This is a genomic window from Altererythrobacter xiamenensis, assembly GCF_900177715.1.
GTDB lineage: Bacteria > Pseudomonadota > Alphaproteobacteria > Sphingomonadales > Sphingomonadaceae > Erythrobacter > Erythrobacter xiamenensis.
Genome location: NZ_FXWG01000002.1, coordinates 194,149 through 213,494, shown reverse-complemented (window position 1 = coordinate 213,494; position 19,346 = coordinate 194,149). Strand labels below are relative to the sequence as shown.

Below are 19,346 nucleotides of genomic sequence, written 5' to 3'. Positions count from 1 at the left end.
GGCGGATTTTCCTGCCCAATCAAAGTAAAGACCGCGTTAACAATCGATCAACCGAGTCCTGAGAGCGACATGTTGTGCATGGCTTGCGCCGGACGATGTCGGGCGGTTGCCCGGTTCGCGTGCCGATGCCACAAGGTCAGCCGTGTTTAGCGCAAATCCCGACACCCATGTGAAGGCGGTCCTGGGGCCGACCAATACCGGCAAGACGCATCTCGCGATCGAGCGGATGTGCGGTCATTCCTCCGGCATGATGGGTTTCCCGCTCCGCCTGCTGGCTCGCGAGGTTTACGACCGGGTCCGGGCGATCAAAGACGACAATGCCGTCGCACTAATCACGGGCGAGGAAAGGATCGAGCCCAAGGACGCCCGCTATTTCTGCTGCACGGTCGAAGCGATGGACCGCCTCGGTGGAGGCAAGGCTTTCGTCGCGCTCGACGAAGCACAGATAGGTGCCGATCCGGAGCGCGGGCACATCTTCACCGACCGGTTGCTCAATGCTCGCGGTCGGGAAGAGACCATGCTGCTCGGCTCATCCACGCTTGCCCCAATGGTCGATGCGCTGGTCCCGGGCGCGGAGAAGATCGAAAGGCCGCGCTTCTCCACGCTAAGCCACGCAGGCAGTTGCAAGCTTTCGCGCCTGCCACCGCGCAGTGCCGTGGTCGCTTTCAGCACAGAGCAGGTTTACGCGATGGCCGAAATGCTGCGGCGTTTCCGCGGCGGGGCGGCGGTAGTCATGGGGGCACTTTCACCGGAAACGCGCAACAAGCAGGTCGAATTGTTCCAATCTGGCGAGGTCGACTACATCGTCGCCACCGATGCCATCGGCATGGGATTGAACCTCGACCTGCATCACGTGGCCTTTGCCGCGCTCACCAAGTTCGACGGGCGGCGCAAGCGGCGCCTCACGCCTTCGGAAATGGCACAGATCGCCGGCCGCGCCGGCAGGCACCAGCGCGACGGCACTTTCGGCACGGTATCGGGCATGCGCGGCGCAAATGGCGCTCCGCCCGAGTTCACCGAGGAAGAGATCTACGCGATCGAGGAGCACCGCTTCCAGCCGTTGACCCATCTTTACTGGCGCGAACCCGAACCGCGCTTTGATTCACTCGGAACGCTGATCGCCGATCTGGAGGCCTCACCCGACAGGCCCGAATTGCGCGCCGCGCCCGAAGCGATCGATCTCGCCGTGCTCAAACGCCTCGCCGAAGAGCCATTGGCAACGCAGATAAAGGGCGCTGGCAAGGTCCGCCGTTTCTGGGAGGCATGCTCGCTCCCAGACTTCCGCCAGATCGGCGCGGACCAGCATGCGCGTTTTGTCGCGCGGCTGTGGCAGGATCTCCAGGGCGGTTATCTCGGGGCCGATTTCGTCGCTGCGCGGATTGCCGAGCTCGACCGCGTGCAGGGCGATATCGATACGCTGCAGGGGCGCATTGCCGCAATCCGCAGCTGGGCGTATATCTGCCAGCGGCCCGACTGGGTGCTCGCCCGCGATGAAATGGCGGCGCGCGCAATAGCGGTTGAAGCAAGGCTCTCCGACGCGCTACACGCGCGCCTCACCGAAAGATTTGTGAATCGAAGGACGACGATACTGATGAAATCCCTCGGCCAGGATGCCAGCGCGCTGCCGGTCAAGCTCGAAGAGGACGGCCGGTTGACCGTCGATGACGAGCCGATCGGACGACTGGAGGGATTTCGCTTCGCCGTCGATCCCGATGCGACCGTCGCCGATCGCAAGATGCTGCTCGCGGCCGGAGAGAAGGCGCTGCCCGGCATACTCACACAGCGTGCCGACTGGCTTCTGGGCGAAGGGCTGGGTGAGCTCGAACTGGCGGACGGAACAATTCGCTGGAAAGGCAGCCGGCTTGCCACGGTCGAAATGCCCGAGGATTTCAGGGAGGGCCGGATCACGCTCGCGCGCGAACTGACCATGCTGCCCGAAGGGCCGCGGACCCGGCTCGAAGCAGGTCTCAAGACGTGGCTCGCGGCGAAACTCGAACCGCTCGAGCCACTGCGCAAACTGGCCGCCGCAGCGCGCGATCCCGAGGCCGGGTCCGAAGCGCGCGCGCTCATCCATACTCTTATCGACGGGCACGGCGTCGTCAGCCGCGAGAAGGCCGGGCTCGAGCATTTGCCCAAGGAATTGCGGCCATATCTGCGCAAGCTCGGCGTGGTGTTCGGCGCACTCGACATCTTCGCGCACGCTTTGCTCAAGCCCGCGCCGCGCCAGTTGCTGCATGCGCTCGGCATCGATCATAGGCCGCTGCAGGAAGCGATGCTGCCGGTCATTCCCGAAACGCCGCGTCTCCCCGCGGGTTATCGACCGGCAGGCAAACAGGCGATTCGCGTCGATCTCGCGGAAAAGATCCTTCGTGCCGCTTTCGAATCGCGCGCCAAGGCAGGCGGCGAACGGAATGCACGCTTCCGGCTCGACACCGCGCTCGGCATTTCGATCGGCCTGGAAGAGGAAAACCTTGTGCGCCTGGTCGGCAGTGCCGGGTTCCGGCTGCAGCGTGCGCCTGCGCTCGACGAAAAGGCCTTCGGCCCACCCGCGCCCGATCGCTGGATCTGGCAGCCCCGTCGCAAGGATACCGGCCGCAACGATGGGCATCGGGATGGGCACCGCAAGAGCGGAAAGAATCAGCCGCAGCACTCCAGGGGCAAAGGCGGGCCGCGAAGCAAATCCAGGGACAAGCAACGCGGGCCGCGCAAGCCGAAGCCGGTCGATACAGGCCCCGCCAGGAGCGGCGGCGCCTTCGATGCGCTGGCGGATCTGCTCAAGTGAGCGGCGCTGCATAATGCGCAAGACGATGCGGCTCGACCGGCTGCTCGTCTATCTCCGTTTTGCGCGAACTCGCAGCAAGGCTGCTGCGATGATCGAAGCGGGCCACATGCGCTTGAACGGCATCCACGTGTCGCGCACCAGTGCGGAAGCTGGTCCCGGCGACGTGCTGGTTTTTCCATGGGGAAGCGGTGTCCGCATCGTGGAAATTCTGGAGCTTCCCGACAGGCGCGGATCGCCTGACATTGCCCGCTCGCAATATCGTGAGCTTGACCGCGCGGGCGAAATCTCCATAGCAGCGAACAAGAACTGCGATTGAAAGGGATGATCCTCAATGACCTACGTCGTCACCGACGCCTGCATCAAATGCAAATACACCGATTGTGTCGAGGTGTGCCCGGTGGATTGCTTCTACGAAGGCGAAACGATGCTGGTCATCAACCCTTCCGAATGTATCGATTGCGGCGTGTGCGAGCCGGAATGTCCGGCCGAGGCGATCCTGCCCGATACCGAGGATGGTCTGGAAAAGTGGCTTGAGCTCAACACCAAGTATTCGGCTGAGTGGCCCAACATCACCAGCCAGAAGGATCCGCCCGCAGATGCCGACGAGCACAAGGGCGAAGAGGGGAAGTTCGAGAAGTACTTCACTCCGGAGCCCGGCGAAGGCGACTGATTTTCAGGAACCATCGGGCGATTGATTCGTCGCTCGCACCATGGGTTCCGTGATCGATAGAGCCAAGCGGGCGTGGTCCGACGCCAGCGAGGAAAACATCACACTGCTGTCTGCGGGAATCGCGTTCTACGCCTTTCTCGCCATGGTGCCCCTGCTCGCCGTCGTCGTTCTGACCTACGGTCTCGTCGCCGACGCCGAGACCGTTGCAGGTCATGCGCAGACCCTGGCGGAGACCTTGCCACCCTCTGCCGCACAATTGGTGACCGACCAGCTCGATAGCGTAATCGAGACACGGACCGGAGCCCAGGGCCTGGGATTGCTCCTCGCGCTGTCATTGGCGCTGTTCAGCGCTCGCAGCGGCGCGCTGGCGATCATCACCGGAATGAACATCGCCTTCCACGCTGATGAAAACCGCGGGATCCTCAAAGCGAATCTGATGGCGCTCGCAATCACGGCCGGCGCGGTGCTGGCGCTGGGACTGGTCGCCGGCGCAAGCGCTCTATCGGGCATGCTGCGTGCGGGATTCGCTGGTGCCGCGAGTTTCCTCGTCGTTGGCGCCGCTGGCTTTGCGGGCGCTTGCATCCTCTACAGGATCGGGCCCAACCGCCCTTCGCCGGCCTGGCACGACATCAGGCCGGGCGCAGCCCTCTTCGCCATCGGGTGGATGATCGCAAGCGCAGGGTTCGGTTTTTATGCGGCGAATCTGGGGAGTTACAATGCCACCTACGGCTCTCTGGGCGCTGTGATTGTCCTCATGACGTGGCTGTTCCTGAGCGCCTTCTTCCTTCTCTTCGGGGCGCATTTTTCGGCTGTATGTGCCCGCGCACCAGCCAAATGACGCGGGACTCGCAATTTTGTTGCGATTATGTTATATAATCAATCAAGCCCGCCGGTTTGGTCTCGGTATCGGGCGTAGAGCGAGAAGGACAAGGACCAGCAATCAACAGCTCTGAAGTCCTGTGCGGTGCCACCTCGGTTGGCCCGAATGCAGACTTCGACTGTCGTAAAAGCTGGCCGGGTCGACAAGAAAGGAAAGTGCATGGCCACCAAGGCTCCTGCTTTTACCGTCGGCGACTATGTCGTCTATCCCAAGCACGGCGTTGGCCGTGTCATCGAACTTCAGAACGAAGAGATCGCGGGCATGCAGCTCGAACTTTACGTGTTGCGTTTCGAGAAGGAGCGCATGACGCTGCGCGTTCCGACCAACAAGGTTGAATCGATCGGCATGCGTAAGCTTTCGAGCGACAAGACGCTGAAGGAAGCGATGGAAACGCTCAAGGGCAAGCCCAAGGTCAAGCGCACCATGTGGTCGCGCCGCGCCCAGGAATACGAAGCCAAGATCAACTCGGGCGAGATCGTGCTGATCGCCGAAGTAACCCGCGACCTCTTCCGTCCGGACGACCAGCCCGAGCAGAGCTATTCGGAGCGCCAGATCTTCGAAGCTGCCTCGAGCCGCCTCGCGCGCGAACTTGCTGCGATGGAGGAAACCGACGAAGCGACTGCGCTCGAGAAAATCCTCGACGTGCTGCGCGAGCACGCTCCGCAATATTACGAGAATACCGAAGACGCCTGATCGCACGATTGATCGATCAAGGTCCTTTCGGGATCGATGAAGGGCTGCCCGTCGGGCGGCCCTTTTTCGTTGGGCGCTTGCAGCTTGGGGCTTGGTGTATTATGTCGGCAATACGCCAAGGGATTGGACATAGGATTTTTGGAGGAGACCACCGCCCATGCTTCACAAGCTTATCAAGGGAATTGCCCCGATTGCGGCACTCGCGCTCGGCGCCGCCGTATCAGGGTGCGATATGGACATCAGCATCAACGGTGAGGAAGGTGTTCCGCTAGCCGAGCTCGATACATCGGGCGATGCACCAACGAAGCTGGTCCTCGCGGGCCCTGATGAGGTGGTGGTTTCCGAAGGTAGCACGCTCGACATTGCAGTCGAAGGCGACAGCAAGGCAGCGGACCTGGTTCGCTTCACGCTCAAGGACGGCACGCTCGGCGTGATGCGCGAGAAGGGCAAATGGGGCGATGTCGGTACTGCAACCGTGCGCGTTACCATGCCCGCACCCGAATCGATCACCATCGCCGGGTCGGGCAAGGTCACCGCTGCCGCCATGGAAGGCGATACGGACATCACGATTGCCGGCTCCGGTTCGCTTGACGTGGCCGATGTGCGCGCAGGCAAGGCCAGCGTTACCCTCGCCGGTTCGGGCACCATGAGCGCTGGCGGCAGGGCCGACTCGCTCGATCTGACGGTGGCAGGTTCGGGGAAGGCCGACATGCAGGGCCTCAAGGTCGATAGCGCCGATATCAATATTGCCGGTTCGGGCGATGCGGCTTTCGCTTCCGATGGCAAGGTCGATGCCAACATCATGGGCTCGGGAACGGTCCGCGTCACCGGCCGCGCAACCTGCGAGGTCAAGTCGATGGGTTCGGGCAAGGTGATCTGTGAAGCGGCATCCGAGCCGGCTGAGGCTGAAGCGACCGAGGACGTCGCCAAGGCCGAACCGAAGGCGAAGAAGAAGGCCGCGAGCAAGAAGCGCGTGGCGAAGAAGGCCTCGCCGAAGAAACCGCGCAAGGCGTGATCCAATTGCGGTAAGCGCCCGCGCCGTTCACCGCACGGGCGTTGCACAGAACAAGACCGCGTGTCAGAAGCCACTGATGCGCGGTCTTTTTCTTGCTCTTCTGCCTGCAGCCAGTCTGATGCTCTCGGGCTGCCTCGTCAAAACGGCGGCTGATGTCGTGACGGCACCGGTCAAGATTGCGAGCAAGGGCGTCGATCTCGCCACTACCAGCCAGTCCGAAGCCGACGAGAAGCGCGGGCGCGAACTACGCAAGCGCGAGGAGCGGCTTGGCGAGCTCGAGCGCGAATACTGGAAGCTCGACGAGGAATGCGAGGACGGCAATCGCCGTGCCTGTGACGAACAACGCGCGGTCTATGACGAAATCGAAGCTGTCCGCGCGACGCTTCCGGCGCGCGAACCCGAGGATTGAGCGTCAGGCGGCGGCGCGGCGCAGCCTGTCGTTAATCGCCTTACCCACCTCATCGTCTGGAATCGGCGCGACTGCGATGCGCGGCTTCTCGCTGGCTGCCCCCTGGTGGAGGCAATCGTAGAGCCGGGCCGCCGCCTCCTGCAGGTCACCCGCTTCGGACAGGCTGCAATCACCCGACATCTCGCCAAAACCGATCATGAACTCGTCGGGCTCGCTGTCCCGAGCGTTGAGCCGCACCGGCTTGCCAGGAGCATAATGTTGAGCGAGCTGGCCCGGCGCTTCGATCGATGAACTCTCGGCAGGATCGCCCAAGTCGATAGGCCCCGGGCGAAGAACATCGACGCTTCCGTCAGCACGGATCGCGGCAATAGTCGATTCTAGCCCTGCTTCGCATGGTCCGCCATCGAGCACGAGGTCGATCCGCCCGTCGAGCGAAGCGAGCACATGCCCGGCAGTGGTCGGGCTGATGTAACCGCTGCGGTTGGCCGAAGGAGCAGCAAGCGGGAAGTCTATCTGTTTGAGCAAGGCCCTCATCACAGGGTGTGCAGGCGCACGCAGAGCAACCGTGTCGAGCCCAGCCGTCACGGTAGGTGCCAATCCCGCATCCTGTCGCAAAGACAGAACCAGCGTCAGCGGACCTGGCCAGTACGCCTCCGCGAGACTTCTGGCGGCCCCGGGCAGATCCGCATAGCGCGCCGCCTGCTCCTCATCGCGCACATGCACGATCAGCGGATTGAAGCTCGGACGGCCCTTCGCTTCGTAAATCTTCGCCACCGCCTCTGCGCTGTCCGCTCTCGCTGCGAGGCCGTAGACCGTTTCTGTCGGCACGGCGACCAGCCCGCCAGCGCGCAGCACTTCGGCCGCGCGGGCGATTCCCGCGTCGTCCGCAAGCAGCAATTCCGTAGCGGGTTTGCAGGTCATGGCCGCGCGCTATAGGTGATGCTCGGAATTGCCAAGTTTTTTGCCCAAGGAAGCCTCTGAAGTGACACCCTATACCCCGCCCACCCAGGAACAGCTCCTCGCCATTCGCGTGAACGCCGGGATCGAGGAACTCGCCGAATCCGAACGTTTTGCCGCGGCAGAGCCCGATCTGGTCGAGGCCATTGTCGAAGGCGTCGGGCAATTCGCCGCCGGCGAGTTCGCCCCGCTCAACCGCGTTGGCGATCTCGAGGGGGCAAAGCTTGAAAACGGGGTGGTCCGCCTGCCTGAAGGTTTCAAGGAAGCCTATGACGCCTATGTCGAGCAGGGCTGGAACGCGATCGCGTCGCCCGAAGAGTTCGGCGGACAGGGCCTGCCCTTTACGCTCTCGTGCAACGTGCTGGAGAACCTCGGCAGTGCGAACATGGCATTCAACCTGCTGCCGATGCTGAGCGTCGGCGCGATCGAGGCGCTCGAACATCATGGCTCGGACGCGCAGAAGGCAAAATACCTGCCCGACCTCGTTAGCGGCGCATGGTCCGGGACCATGAATCTGACCGAACCGCAGGCCGGATCCGATGTCGGAGCATTGCGCGCCACCGCCACCCCGATCACCGAAGGCGAGCATGCAGGCAAATATCTGATAAAAGGTCAGAAAATCTACATCACCTGGGGTGAACACGAGCTTGCAGGCAATATCATCCACCTCGTGCTGGCACGCCTGCCCGATGCGCCCGAAGGATCGCGCGGCATCTCGCTCTTCATCGTGCCCAAGTACCACGTGAAGGACGATGGCTCGCTCGGTCCGAAGAACGACCTGCGCTGCGTCAGTATCGAGCACAAGCTCGGCATCAACGCCTCGCCCACCTGCGTCATGAGCTATGGCGACAATGACGAATGCATCGGCGAAATCGTCGGCGAGGAAAACCGCGGGTTGATGGCGATGTTCACGATGATGAACAATGCGCGCATCAACGTCGGCAACCAGGGCGTCCAGATCGGCGAACGCGCGACCCAGCAGGCGATGGCCTATGCGAAAGAGCGCATCCAGTCGGCACGCGCGGGCTCTCCCGACAAGACCCCGGTAGCGATCCTCGAACATGCCGATGTCCGCCGCATGCTGCTTCGCATGAAGGCGCTGACCGAAGGCGCCCGTGCATTGCTCTATTATTGCGCGGGTCAGGTCGATCGCGGCACGCTGGGCAATCAGGCAGCAAAGATGCGCGCCGAAGTGCTCGTGCCGCTCGTCAAGGCATGGGGTACCGACGTGGGCGTCGAAATCGCCGGGATCGGCATCCAGGTCCACGGCGGCATGGGCTTCGTCGAGGAGACCGGCGCGGCGCAACACTGGCGTGATTCGAAAATCGCCCCGATCTACGAAGGCACCAACGGCATCCAGGCCGCAGACCTCGTCACCCGCAAGCTGGGACTCGATGGAGGTGACGCCGTGATATCGCTGCTCGAAGAAATTGCGCGCGATGCGGCGGATGAACCCACCTTGTTCGCACTCGCTGGCGATTGCGCGGCGATTGCTCGGTGGATGCGCGACGAGGCGAGCCTCGATGACCGGCTTGCGGGCAGCGTTCCCTTCTGCACCATGATGGCCGTCGCCGTCGCGGGTTGGCAGCTGATGAAGCAGGCCGAGGCTGTGGCGGGCGGCGCCGCACCCTCGCTCGCCAAGAGCAAGCCGGTGACGGTGCGCTTCTTCCTCGACCGCATCGTGCCTGAGGCAAGCGGCCTGAAGGCGTCAGCAACCGCGGGTGCCGACCTGCTCTACACTCTCCCCGCCGAAGAACTGGTTGGTTGATCGGAGTTGGACGCGTGAATGACCAGGGGGATCCGCTGGCTCGGATAGCCGAGGCGCTAGAGCGGATCGCTCCGGGTGCTCCGGCGGATTTCGACTGGACAGGGCATCCGGCCTATTTCTGGCATGCCGGGCGACTGCGTTCGGTCGAACAGATCGACGCATTGCCCTTGGAGAGGCTCAAGGGCATCGATCGGCAGAAACAGGCGGTGCGCGAGAATGTCGCGCGCCATGCGTCCGGCGCAGCATCGCATGACATGCTGCTGTGGGGCGCGCGCGGTATGGGGAAGTCCGCGCTCCTGCGGGCGGCGGTGGTTGACGAGCAATGCGCCAATCCTGGCAGTCTCGCACTCATCCAGCTCGATGTCGAAAGTCTCGCGGCCTTGCCCGAGCTGTTCGAAGCGATCGGATCGGTCGACCGGCGCTTCCTTCTCTATCTCGACGATCTGGCCTTCGATTACGGCGACGATGCGGTGCTGCGCCACCTGCGCAGCGCACTCGAGGGCAGCCTCGCACCGCGTCCCGTCAATGTGCGTCTTGCCGTCACTTCGAATCACCGCGCCATCCTCGCCCGCGACGAAACTGACCAGGCAGGGCCGCTGCATGCGCGTGACCGCATGGACGACACGCTCGCGCTGGCGGACCGCTTTGGGCTGCGGCTCGGCTTTCATCCCTGCAGCCAGGATGACTATCTCGATATCGTCGCGGCACATGCTGAGCCGCTGGATCTCGCGTTTTCCGCCGAGGAAGCCTTGGAATGGTCGCGAGCACGCGGGCCGCTATCGGGACGCAGCGCCTGGCAGTTCGTGACCGAGCTCGCCGGGCGGGCTGGCAAATCGATCTAGCGGCCCGGTCCCTTCCGGAGTTGCGCGGCGCAACTATTCCGCGGGCTGGGTCCGCGCGTAATCGTCCTCACCGAATGTCGCGCGCGCATCGCCCCGCAGCTCACGCTGCGGCCTGAGCGATTCTCCCGAGAGCCGCTCGATCGCCGCGCCTGGCTCCGCGCCCGGAGCCACGACCCGCCAGATGATACCGGCCGTGTCGTCGCTCACGAGCAGCGAGCCGTCGCTGGCCCACTCGACCCAGGTCGGGCGGCCCTTGGTCGTGCCATCGCCTGTAAGGAATCCGCCGAGCACCGGGATCGGTAAGCCGGTCGGATTGCCCATGTCGTCGAACTCGACATAAACGACGTCATAGCCCGACGGCGGCTTGCGGTTCCACGAGCCGTGGCGAGCGACAAACGCGCCGCTGCCGAAGCGATCCCCCATGCGTGCACCTTCTGCGCTGAAGACGAGACCCAGCGCGGCAACATGCGGGCCCATCGCATATTCGGGCCGGCGGATATATCCCGTCATGTACCCGGGAAGCGGGGCATCGACACGCTCGTCGCGGTTGTCTTTCCAGTAATACCACGGCCAGCCGTATTGCGCGCCGACGGGCACATTGGTGAGGTAATCCGGCACGAGATCGGACCCGAGCATGTCGCGTTCGTTGACCGTGGTCCACAATTCGCCTGTCCAGGGGCTGAAGTCGAGGCCATTGGCATTACGCAGACCTGTGGCGAAGATGCGCTGGCGATCGTTCTCGAGATTGTACTCCCAGATCATCGCGCGGCCTTCCTCGGCCTCCATCCCGCGTTCGCCGATATTGGAGGCGGAGCCCACTGCGACGAACAGCCGGTCTCCATCGGGATGGACCTCGAGATTGCGCATCCAGTGGTTGCCGCCCGGGGGCAGATCCATCAGCTTGCGAGGCTCGCCTTCGACCGTGTCGCTGCCAAGCTCATAAGGAAAAGCAAGGACTTCGTCGTGATTGGCCACGAAAAGCGTGCCGTCATGCCACCCCATGCCTGACGGAGAATCGAGGCCCTCTTCAAGCAGCACCCGCTGGGTTTCGGCTACACCGTCGCCATCCGCGTCGCGCAACAGCACGATCTGGTTGGGCGAAGTGCCAGCCGATCCAGCGCGCTCGAACAGGATCCCCGCAATGAAGCCTTCGATCGCCTGCATGATACCGCCGCCGCCATCGCTCTCCACCTTCGGAGCGCGGGTCAGGGTGACCAGCACATCGCCATTGGGGAGAGCGTAAAGCACGCGCGGGTGGTCGAGCCCTTCGGCAAAGCGGCCAACCGCCAGACCTTCGGCAGGGGTAGGCGCTTCTCCGACTTCCCAGCCGATCGGCTTGGCTATCTTGACCGTCGGGAATGCCTCGGCGTTCGGCTCTTCGAGGGTCGGTTCGGTACCCGAAACCGCATCCATGCCGAGCTCTGCGGTATCCCCGCGTAACAGCCACCAGATGGCGACAGCCAGGACCAGCAGAATAAACAGGATGGCGATGAGGATTTTCTTCAGAGTGCTCATGAGATTCGGATAGGCCACGAGCGGGCGCGCGGCAATGGTGAAGCGCACGACTGGTACCGGGGCTTGCGCCAGCGCAGCCTTCGGCTAGATGCGAGCCCATGTTCGATTTTGCTCCCGATCCCGACCTTCCTCTCGACGAGCGCTATCGCCAGCTGCGCGATGCGGTTGACGCCGTGACGCAGGACGAGCCCGACGGGATTGCAAACATGGCCAATGCCGCCGCGCTGATCGCCGAGTTCTGCCCCGACCTGAACTGGGCGGGCTTCTATCGGATGGTCGACGGAGAACTTGTTCTCGGGCCGTTCATTGGCCGCCCGGCTTGCATCCGCATTCCGCTGGAGCGCGGGGTCTGCGGCGCTGCTGCGTCAACTTGCGAAACCCAGCTGGTCGAGGATGTGCATGCCTTTCCGGGCCACATCGCCTGCGACGCGGCGAGCCGCTCCGAACTCGTCGTGCCGGTGAAAAGGGATGGCGCGGTCATTGCGGTCATCGATCTCGACAGCCCGAGCCCAGGGCGGTTTTCCGAGGAAGACGCATCGGGAGTTGAAGCGCTTGCCGAATTGCTGTCGGACCGGATTTGATCGGCGTTTCATGGTAAATTCGCGAGGCTTCGCCCCGAAACGGGACATTGCCTCCGAGGCCGTGTGAGACATGGTTTCCAAATGCTAAACACCCGTCCTAAGGCGAGAATCGTCTCGCATGAAAAGTACGGGGATTTCGATGACACTTTCGCGCAAGCTAGCCTTGGCCACCAGCGCCGCGGCTCTTTTCACGGCAGGACCGGTTTTCGCGCAGGATTCGAGCTCCATCCCGGCCGATTATCAGGAAATCCCGGCAGAGTATGCGCAAACCTCGGTCGAAGCCGTTGATGATGGAGTTGAAACCATCACCCGTACCCGCTGGATCCGGCGCGGAGCGGCTCGTGACATCGAGACCGCCACCGGAGCCGAGGGGGATGTCCCTCCGCATTCACACTTCGCCCATGGCGGATATGGCAGCACACCGGTCGCCATCGATCGCGAGACCTGGCTGGCCGAATGTTACGCCCGCACCCGCGGGGTCGAGCGCCAGAAGAAGGGCGGCATCATTGGCGCCCTGCTCGGTGCAATCACCGGGGGAATCATTGGCAATCGCGTCTGGGATAGCGAGCGTCTGGCTGGTACGCTGATCGGCGGTGTCGGCGGCGGACTTGCCGGGGCGGCTATCGGCAGCGCGATCGATTCCGGGCGCGATCGCGATGAATATCTGTACGACTGCGATGCCGCGCTCGACCGCTACATGAGCGGCGCCAGCTATCCGGCCGGTCGCATGGCGAGCCGCAGCATCCCCGCCTATGGCTATGCCTACGCGCCGGTGATGGCTTACGCGCCGGTTTACGCATCAGCCTATACCTATCCTCAGCAGCAGATGACCATGATCGAAACGCGCGAGGAAATCCCGCAGCAGGTAATCGTTCGCGAGAATGTGCGCGAGGAATGGTACGAGAAAATGGGTTCCGAACGGATTATCGAGGAAGTCCCGGTGCCCGCGACCCCTTCAAAGATGGTTCCGATCAAGCGTCGTCCCGGCAAGGTTCAGTCGATCAAGGGGAATTGATCCTGCACGGATCGTATGCCCATCAAGGCGAGAGTTCATTGCCCCGGGCCGCAAGGCCAAGGGTTACCCCAAGGTCCGGAAGTTGCGCTACGCAACTTTCGGATCTTGTTTTTTCAGCAGCCGGCAGCACCACTGATGACAATCAGCTTGCAGACTTAGCTCGATAATTCAGCAGTTTAGGTCCGAGGCACCCGGCAAACAACTCAGGCCCCTAGATGTCTCCGCCCGTGAGACGCTGGCAGATCAGATCGAGCTGATCGAGTGTGCGGTAACGGATAGTTACGGCGCCCGAACGCGGGTCCGCATCGGTCTTGATCCGCACCGTGAGCCCCAAATACTCCTCGAGATGGGCCTGCACTGCCGCGATATCGGCATCCTTGGCCGGATCGCGCGAAGTCCTGGAGGGGGCCTTCGCACTTCCCTTCGGCTCAGCATCGCCGCGCGCCAGCTTCTCCACTTCGCGCACCGAAAGGTTGTCGTTCACGGCGCGCTTAGCGAGAGCGATCGCATCGTCATTGCCGATGAGCGCGCGGGCGTGACCCATGGAAAGCGAGCCGACCTCGACCAGCTTGAGCACTTGGTCGGGTAGTGCGAGCAAGCGTTGAAGGTTCGCGACATGGCTGCGCGATTTCTCCACCATCTGCGCGATTTCGGCTTGGGTCATGCCCTCTTCTTCGCTCAGCCGGTGGTAGGCACGCGCTTCCTCGACCGGATTGAGGTCTTCGCGCTGGATATTCTCGATCAGCGCAAGCGCCATCACTTCACGATCGTCGAGCTCGCGCACCAAAGCAGGAATTTCGTGCAGGCGCGCCTTTTGCGCGGCCCGCCAGCGTCGCTCGCCCGCCACGAGCTGGTAGCGACCCTGGCCACGAGCGCGAACGATTATAGGCTGGATTACACCGCGTGCAGCGATCGAAGCGGCAAGTTCGCCCAGCGCTTCATCATCGAAATGTTTGCGCGGCTGTCCCGGTAGCGGATCGATCGCTGAAACAGGCAAGGAAGCAAGGCCTTCCTTCGCATAACCGCCTGTTTCTTCGCCAGATTCTGCCGCGCCAGTGATCTCGCGCTTGACCAGAGGCTCTTCCTTGCGGCTTTCACCCAGAAGTGCGCCCAGACCCTTGCCGAGCTTTTTCTTGCGATCCGCGGCGCTACGCTGCGGAACCGAGAACTTTATAGGGTCGCTTGAATTGCTCATGCGGCTTTCCTTTCGCGCGGCAGACGGCCGATCAATTCGCGCGCCAATGCAATATAGGCCCGGCTTCCCGGGCAGTGATGATCATAGACGAGCGCCGGCATGCCGTGACTTGGCGCTTCGGAGAGTCGGACATTGCGCGGAATGACCGTTTCGAACACGAGATTGCCGAGGCATTCGCGCACGTCGTCTGCGACCTGGTCGGTCAAGCGGTTACGGCGGTCGAACATGGTCAGAGCGACACCGACGATACCCAGAGAGGGATTGAGCGCCTGCTGAACCCGTTCAACCGTCTGGAGAAGTTGGCTTAGCCCCTCGAGCGCAAAAAACTCGCACTGGAGCGGCACCAGAAGCGTGTCGGCAGCCGCAAGAGCGTTCAACGTGAGCAATCCGAGCGACGGCGGGCAATCGATAAAGCAGATGTCGTGTCCGCGATGACCCGAAAGCGCACTCGAAAGTCGCGCCGTGCGATCCTCCACCGATACCAGCTCCACCTCGGCCCCGCTGAGATCGACAGTGGCCGGGACGATATCGAGACCTGGGATCGAAGTGCCGACGATGGTTTCAGCAAGTGGGACCTCCTCGACCAGAATGTCGTAACTCGACAATCCCCGTGCCTCGCTGCCGACACCCATGCCGGTGGAAGCGTTTCCTTGCGGGTCAAGATCGATCAACAGCGTGCGCCAGCCGGTCGCAGCCATCGCCGTGGCGATGTTGATGGCGGTGGTGGTTTTTCCCACTCCGCCCTTCTGATTGGCTATCGCGATGGTGATCATGGGCGTTATTCCGCTGTTTTCGGGCACTTACCGACTGACAATGATCCCTGCATCGGATCCGGTCAATGATTGTTCCACGTGGAACATCTTTCGCTGCCGAGCCGGTAGCTCAGCAAGTTCTTGCGCTGCCGATCGCCCTTTCGGCAACAGGTAGGTAGTGCTGCTTGTGGAAAATGGTGCGGATAAACGAAGGAGTTTGGGCAGAGGAGCGAAGGCGCGTGCCGAAATGATACGGGCTTCGAACGGGGAAACCTGCTCCAATCGCTTGCCCTCGACCTGGCAGTTCTTGAGATCCATCGCCTCGATTGCTCTTTGGAGCCATTCGACGCGGCGCGCGCGCGATTCGACCAAAACCATAGGTAATTCAGGCCTGAGCGCTGCGACCACGAGCCCGGGAAAGCCCGCACCGGTTCCAAGATCGAGCCACGGACCCGATGTTTCACGTGGAACAAAGCGCAGCAGCTGCGCGCTGTCAGCCACATGCCTAAGCCAGATTTGCTCTTCGCTCGGTTTCGAAATCAGATTTTGCTCTCGGTTTTCCACCAGAAGGAGTTCGATGAGCTTATCGAGCCGCTCCATGGCCTGCGCGTCGCCCAACTCCGCGACGTATTCCCGCGCATGCGATTCGGTTTCCAGTAACTGTGTGGTCACGCCGCTTGCTGTCTCTTTCGCGCGTGAACCAGCAAGGCAGAAAGCGCTGCCGGAGTAATCCCCGGGACGCGCCCTGCTGCAGCCAGACTTTCCGGTTGGCTCGACACCAGCCGCTCGATCATCTCATTCGAGAGGCCCGGAACTTCGGCAAAGGGGAAGCCCTGCCCCAGTTCAACCGCCTCGCTGGCTCGCAAATCTCGCAATTCCGCGTCTTGGCGGGCGAGGTAAGGGGTATAGGCGGCATCTTCGGCCATCTCTGCGAGCAATGGATCGTCGGCGGACAAATTTTCGTCAAACCAGGGCGAAAGTTGCGAAAGTCCGATACCGTCATGCTGCAACCATTCGCGAATACGTTTGAGCCCACCATCGCGGCGCACCTGCATACCCGCCTCTTCAAGCTCCCGTGCATGCACTTCCCGTTCAAACGCATCGTGTAGGCTCGCCTTGCGGGTTTCACGTGTCTCAAACCATTTGGCTCTCTCAGAGCCGATGCATCCCGCTTCGATGCCGAGCGGTGTCAGCCGCGTCGAGGCGTTGTTCGCACGAAGACGCAAGCGATACTCGGCCCTTGCGGTGAGCATGCGATAGGGCTCCGAAACGCCCTGAAGGGTCAGATCGTCGACCATCACCGCGATATAAGAGTTTGCGCGGTCGAGCGCAGGCGGCGCTTTGCCGAGGACCCGCGCCGCGGCGTTCAACCCTGCCACCAGCCCTTGGGCCGCGGCCTCTTCATATCCGGTGGTCCCGTTGATCTGGCCGGCGCAATAGAGGCCCGGGATTGCACGAAGTTGCAAGTCCGCCATCAATGCTCGCGGATCGATATGGTCGTATTCCACGGCGTATCCCGGAACTTCCATCACGACCTGCTCCAGCCCCGGCATGGCGCGCAGCATCGTCAGCTGCACATCGATCGGCAGAGACGTGCTGATCCCGTTCGGATAGACCAGATGGGTGTCGAGACCTTCAGGCTCGAGAAAAACCTGGTGCCCGTTGCGATCGCCGAAGCGGTGGATCTTGTCCTCAATCGAAGGGCAATATCGCGGCCCCGTGGCGTCAATTGCGCCCGTAAACAGCGGCGAACGGTGGAGATTGGCGCGGATCGCGTCGTGCGCCACCTCGGTCGTACGAGTTATGGCGCAGAAAACCTGGGCGTTCGACCGCTTCGTGGAAAGCGCCGACATCGTCCAGCCCTCCCCGTCAGAGGGTTGTTCCTCCAACGCGCCCCAATCGATGGTGCGACCATCAAGGCGAGGCGGCGTGCCCGTCTTGAGCCGCGCCATCGGCAGATCAGCGCCCCGGAGTTGTTCAGCGAGGCGTTTCGCGGCGTTTTCACCAATACGGCCGCCCTCGAACCGCTCTTCCCCGCGAAACAGCCGCCCGCCAAGAAATGTCCCGGTGCAGAGAATGACGGCGTGCGCACCCAGACGCGTTCCATCGGCCAGATCGAGTCCTGCCACCCGGCCACCTTCTAACCACAGCGCAGCCGCCTCTCCGGCGATGGTATCGAGACCGTTTTGCTGCGCGACAGTCCGGCGAACCTCAGCACCAAACAATTTGCGGTCCGCCTGAACGCGCGGACCCCAAACCGCGCTGCCCTTCGATCGGTTGAGCATGCGGTAATGGATCGCGCCCGCGTCTGCCGCGCGTCCGATCACGCCATCGAGTGCATCGACTTCGCGGACCAGATGGCCCTTGCCCAGGCCTCCGATCGCCGGATTGCAGCTCATCGCGCCAATGGCATCGAGGTCGAAACTGACCAGACCGACACGCGCCCCCATGCGAGCGGCGCCGCAGGCCGCTTCGACGCCGGCATGTCCGCCGCCGACCACAAGGATGTCGTATTGCTGCATGGCGCGCCCAATAATGATGTCTGGAGCGGAGGTCAAAGCTGTTTCACGTGAAACAGTGATCGGAATGGCATGGCGAATGTTCCACGTGGAACACTCCGCAGCGTATCGGTTATTTCCCGATGCAAAAGCGTCCAAACAATGCGTCAAGCATGTCTTCGGTGGTCGCGCGCCCGACAAGCCGATCAAAAGCCACCCGCGCCCGCCTGAGGGACTCCCCGATAAGCAGTAGATCGCTCGTGTTCATCGCTTCCATGAGGGACTGATGCGCCTCTTCGACCCGCGCGTGCTGACGAGCATTAAGCGCAGCTTCGCCAGGTTTCGGCAATACGCCCCGCGCTCTATCGACCAGCGCCGACTTGAGGGTGGAAAGACCTTCTCCCGTCAGCGCTGAAACCCGGTAGAGCGGGTCCCGTTTGAGAACACGGTCCGCGCTATCAATCTGCGCCTCGATCTCCCAAGATCCCGCTGGACCTTCGCCTTCCGGCCCCAGCCAAAGAACCAGATCGGCACGATCCAGGGCACTGCGCGCCCGTTCGATGCCAATGCCTTCGATCGCATCGCTTCCTTCTTCACGAAGACCCGCCGTATCCGCGAAAGTGAAGGGAACTCCGCCGATGCCGATCGCGCGTTCGATCACGTCGCGCGTAGTACCTGCAATCGGAGAGGTGATCGCCGCCTCGCTTTCCACCAAAGCATTGAATAAGGTCGACTTTCCGCTGTTTGGTGGGCCAGCAAGCACGACCCGATAGCCCTCCCCCAGACGCTCGGCCCGTGGCCGTTCGAGCCAGACCGACAATTCCGCCGCGAATTCGCCAAGTTCACGTGAAAACTCGGGCGGCATTTCCTCGACATCATCCTCGTCGGAGAAATCAAGGGCCGCCTCGACCCGCGCTGAAAGCGTGAGCAAACGTGCGCGCCAACCCTCGACCTGCCCAGAGAGCGCCCCGCCCGCCATGGCCATCGCAGCGCTGCGCTGCAATTCCGTCTCGGCCGAAAGAAGGTCCGCGAGTCCTTCCGCCTCCGCCAGATCGATCCGTCCATTGGCAAAGGCGCGCCGCGTGAACTCGCCCGGCTCTGCCTTCCGCAGACCCTCAATGCGGCTCAGTTCCCTTTCGATCGCCGCGATCACGGCCCTTCCGCCGTGACAATGCAATTCGACGAGATCCTCGCCCGTTGCGGTATCCGGACCCGGAAACCAGAGCACCAGCGCTTCGTCGAGGACCGCACCCGCGGCATCACGCAGGCGCGCAAGACTTGGTCTGCGCGGCGCGAATTGCCGACCGGCAAGCTGTTCGAGCGCCTTTTCAGCCGATGAGCCGCTTATCCGGACAATTCCGATCGCCGCGGGCGGCGCACCGCTGGACAATGCGAAAATCGTGTCGGTCATGTGGCAGATTGAAGGTCTTGCCTAATCTTCGGTCTTCTTGCTCGAAGAACCGGCCTGTCCTGCCTTCATCCCGCCTTCGATGAAGCTTTGGAACATCTTCAAGCCGACCTGACCCATAGGGGCCAGTTGCTTGGCATATTCCTGCAGCTGATCGGGGTTGCTAACGCCCTTCATCGCCTTCGCCATGGTGTCGACATAGACGCTATTCGCCTTCGACACATCGGGCAGACCCATGAAGGTCCGTGCCTCTTCGGGCGTGCAATCGATTTCGATATGGACCTTCATCCTGTTTCCTCCGTTGGGGACTTGCGGGGCAGCCATATTCCCTGGCCGCATTCACATGTGCCCCTCATATTTGGGTTT

At 62.5% G+C, this 19,346-nt stretch carries 19 protein-coding genes; 11 read left to right on the top strand and 8 right to left on the bottom strand.

Annotated features, from left to right (window positions below):
• The first annotated feature begins 226 nt into the window (after window positions 1–226).
• From CCE89_RS06310 to CCE89_RS06280, 7 genes are all read left to right on the top strand, one after another.
• The gene (locus CCE89_RS06310) at window positions 227–2,782 is read left to right on the top strand and encodes a helicase-related protein (protein WP_086437999.1); all 2,556 of its coding nucleotides are present in this window, start codon (window positions 227–229) and stop codon (window positions 2,780–2,782) included.
• 13 nt (window positions 2,783–2,795) lie between these two features.
• A complete protein-coding gene (locus CCE89_RS06305; RefSeq protein ID WP_234989977.1) occupies window positions 2,796–3,098 on the top strand; it encodes a S4 domain-containing protein in 303 nt (100 codons plus the stop codon).
• Between the two features lie 15 nt (window positions 3,099–3,113).
• Window positions 3,114–3,452 carry a ferredoxin FdxA gene (fdxA, locus tag CCE89_RS06300; protein ID WP_086437215.1) on the top strand — a complete coding sequence of 113 codons (339 nt, stop codon included), beginning with the start codon at window positions 3,114–3,116 and terminating at the stop codon, window positions 3,450–3,452.
• Window positions 3,453–3,492: 40 nt separating this feature from the next.
• Complete coding sequence (locus CCE89_RS06295; protein WP_234989976.1) at window positions 3,493–4,290, top strand: YihY/virulence factor BrkB family protein; 798 nt, start codon at window positions 3,493–3,495, stop codon at window positions 4,288–4,290.
• A gap of 201 nt (window positions 4,291–4,491) precedes the next feature.
• Window positions 4,492–5,025 (top strand): CarD family transcriptional regulator, encoded by a 534-nt coding sequence (locus tag CCE89_RS06290; RefSeq protein WP_086437214.1) that lies wholly within the window; start codon window positions 4,492–4,494, stop codon window positions 5,023–5,025.
• 157 nt (window positions 5,026–5,182) lie between these two features.
• A complete protein-coding gene (locus CCE89_RS06285) occupies window positions 5,183–6,040 on the top strand; it encodes a head GIN domain-containing protein (RefSeq protein ID WP_086437213.1) in 858 nt (285 codons plus the stop codon).
• A 76-nt stretch (window positions 6,041–6,116) separates the two neighbouring features.
• On the top strand, window positions 6,117–6,449 hold the full coding sequence (locus tag CCE89_RS06280) for a hypothetical protein (protein ID WP_234989975.1): 333 nt from the start codon (window positions 6,117–6,119) through the stop codon (window positions 6,447–6,449).
• Window positions 6,450–6,452: 3 nt separating this feature from the next.
• Here the strand turns inward: CCE89_RS06280 and CCE89_RS06275 are convergent, their stop codons facing one another.
• A complete protein-coding gene (locus tag CCE89_RS06275) occupies window positions 6,453–7,370 on the bottom strand; it encodes an L-threonylcarbamoyladenylate synthase (protein WP_086437212.1) in 918 nt (305 codons plus the stop codon).
• A gap of 61 nt (window positions 7,371–7,431) precedes the next feature.
• Between CCE89_RS06275 and CCE89_RS06270 the strand changes: the two genes are divergently transcribed.
• Both CCE89_RS06270 and CCE89_RS06265 read left to right on the top strand, forming a co-directional pair.
• A complete protein-coding gene (locus CCE89_RS06270) occupies window positions 7,432–9,174 on the top strand; it encodes an acyl-CoA dehydrogenase (RefSeq protein WP_086437995.1) in 1,743 nt (580 codons plus the stop codon).
• Window positions 9,175–9,188: 14 nt separating this feature from the next.
• Window positions 9,189–10,016 (top strand): DUF815 domain-containing protein, encoded by an 828-nt coding sequence (locus CCE89_RS06265; protein ID WP_086437211.1) that lies wholly within the window; start codon window positions 9,189–9,191, stop codon window positions 10,014–10,016.
• Between the two features lie 33 nt (window positions 10,017–10,049).
• On the opposite strand, the gene CCE89_RS06260 is transcribed toward CCE89_RS06265, so the two are convergent.
• Window positions 10,050–11,531, bottom strand: coding sequence for a PQQ-dependent sugar dehydrogenase (locus tag CCE89_RS06260; RefSeq protein ID WP_086437994.1), 1,482 nt, complete (start codon window positions 11,529–11,531; stop codon window positions 10,050–10,052).
• A gap of 98 nt (window positions 11,532–11,629) precedes the next feature.
• Between CCE89_RS06260 and CCE89_RS06255 the strand changes: the two genes are divergently transcribed.
• The gene (locus CCE89_RS06255) at window positions 11,630–12,112 is read left to right on the top strand and encodes a GAF domain-containing protein (protein WP_086437210.1); all 483 of its coding nucleotides are present in this window, start codon (window positions 11,630–11,632) and stop codon (window positions 12,110–12,112) included.
• 139 nt (window positions 12,113–12,251) lie between these two features.
• Entirely contained in the window at window positions 12,252–13,127 is an 876-nt protein-coding gene (locus tag CCE89_RS06250; protein ID WP_234989974.1) for a YMGG-like glycine zipper-containing protein, read from the top strand.
• Between the two features lie 211 nt (window positions 13,128–13,338).
• On the opposite strand, the gene CCE89_RS06245 is transcribed toward CCE89_RS06250, so the two are convergent.
• The 6 genes from CCE89_RS06245 to CCE89_RS06220 form a co-directional block, all read right to left on the bottom strand.
• A complete protein-coding gene (locus CCE89_RS06245) occupies window positions 13,339–14,322 on the bottom strand; it encodes a ParB/RepB/Spo0J family partition protein (protein WP_086437208.1) in 984 nt (327 codons plus the stop codon).
• Window positions 14,319–15,095 carry a ParA family protein gene (locus CCE89_RS06240; RefSeq protein WP_086437207.1) on the bottom strand — a complete coding sequence of 259 codons (777 nt, stop codon included), beginning with the start codon at window positions 15,093–15,095 and terminating at the stop codon, window positions 14,319–14,321. Before CCE89_RS06240 ends, CCE89_RS06245 begins: the two co-directional genes overlap by 4 nt.
• Before the next feature lie 27 nt (window positions 15,096–15,122).
• A complete protein-coding gene (gene rsmG / locus CCE89_RS06235; protein ID WP_086437993.1) occupies window positions 15,123–15,674 on the bottom strand; it encodes a 16S rRNA (guanine(527)-N(7))-methyltransferase RsmG in 552 nt (183 codons plus the stop codon).
• A 68-nt stretch (window positions 15,675–15,742) separates the two neighbouring features.
• Complete coding sequence (mnmG, locus tag CCE89_RS06230; protein ID WP_086437206.1) at window positions 15,743–17,596, bottom strand: tRNA uridine-5-carboxymethylaminomethyl(34) synthesis enzyme MnmG; 1,854 nt, start codon at window positions 17,594–17,596, stop codon at window positions 15,743–15,745.
• A 109-nt stretch (window positions 17,597–17,705) separates the two neighbouring features.
• Window positions 17,706–18,983 (bottom strand): tRNA uridine-5-carboxymethylaminomethyl(34) synthesis GTPase MnmE, encoded by a 1,278-nt coding sequence (mnmE, locus tag CCE89_RS06225; RefSeq protein ID WP_086437205.1) that lies wholly within the window; start codon window positions 18,981–18,983, stop codon window positions 17,706–17,708.
• A 21-nt stretch (window positions 18,984–19,004) separates the two neighbouring features.
• Window positions 19,005–19,268: a DUF6489 family protein gene (locus CCE89_RS06220; RefSeq protein ID WP_086437204.1), complete on the bottom strand. Its 264-nt coding sequence runs from the start codon at window positions 19,266–19,268 to the stop codon at window positions 19,005–19,007.
• Window positions 19,269–19,346 lie beyond the last annotated feature (78 nt).

Coding starts and splice junctions, on each gene's coding strand:
- CCE89_RS06310 (WP_086437999.1), top strand. CDS start 227: ATGTGCGGTCATTCCTCCGGCATGATGGGTTTCCCGCTCCGCCTGCTG.
- CCE89_RS06305 (WP_234989977.1), top strand. CDS start 2,796: ATGCGCAAGACGATGCGGCTCGACCGGCTGCTCGTCTATCTCCGTTTT.
- fdxA (WP_086437215.1), top strand. CDS start 3,114: ATGACCTACGTCGTCACCGACGCCTGCATCAAATGCAAATACACCGAT.
- CCE89_RS06295 (WP_234989976.1), top strand. CDS start 3,493: ATGGGTTCCGTGATCGATAGAGCCAAGCGGGCGTGGTCCGACGCCAGC.
- CCE89_RS06290 (WP_086437214.1), top strand. CDS start 4,492: ATGGCCACCAAGGCTCCTGCTTTTACCGTCGGCGACTATGTCGTCTAT.
- CCE89_RS06285 (WP_086437213.1), top strand. CDS start 5,183: ATGCTTCACAAGCTTATCAAGGGAATTGCCCCGATTGCGGCACTCGCG.
- CCE89_RS06280 (WP_234989975.1), top strand. CDS start 6,117: ATGCGCGGTCTTTTTCTTGCTCTTCTGCCTGCAGCCAGTCTGATGCTC.
- CCE89_RS06275 (WP_086437212.1), bottom strand. CDS start 7,370: ATGACCTGCAAACCCGCTACGGAATTGCTGCTTGCGGACGACGCGGGA.
- CCE89_RS06260 (WP_086437994.1), bottom strand. CDS start 11,531: ATGAGCACTCTGAAGAAAATCCTCATCGCCATCCTGTTTATTCTGCTG.
- CCE89_RS06255 (WP_086437210.1), top strand. CDS start 11,630: ATGTTCGATTTTGCTCCCGATCCCGACCTTCCTCTCGACGAGCGCTAT.
- CCE89_RS06250 (WP_234989974.1), top strand. CDS start 12,252: ATGACACTTTCGCGCAAGCTAGCCTTGGCCACCAGCGCCGCGGCTCTT.
- CCE89_RS06245 (WP_086437208.1), bottom strand. CDS start 14,322: ATGAGCAATTCAAGCGACCCTATAAAGTTCTCGGTTCCGCAGCGTAGC.
- CCE89_RS06240 (WP_086437207.1), bottom strand. CDS start 15,095: ATGATCACCATCGCGATAGCCAATCAGAAGGGCGGAGTGGGAAAAACC.
- rsmG (WP_086437993.1), bottom strand. CDS start 15,674: ATGGAGCGGCTCGATAAGCTCATCGAACTCCTTCTGGTGGAAAACCGA.
- mnmG (WP_086437206.1), bottom strand. CDS start 17,596: ATGCAGCAATACGACATCCTTGTGGTCGGCGGCGGACATGCCGGCGTC.
- mnmE (WP_086437205.1), bottom strand. CDS start 18,983: ATGACCGACACGATTTTCGCATTGTCCAGCGGTGCGCCGCCCGCGGCG.
- CCE89_RS06220 (WP_086437204.1), bottom strand. CDS start 19,268: ATGAAGGTCCATATCGAAATCGATTGCACGCCCGAAGAGGCACGGACC.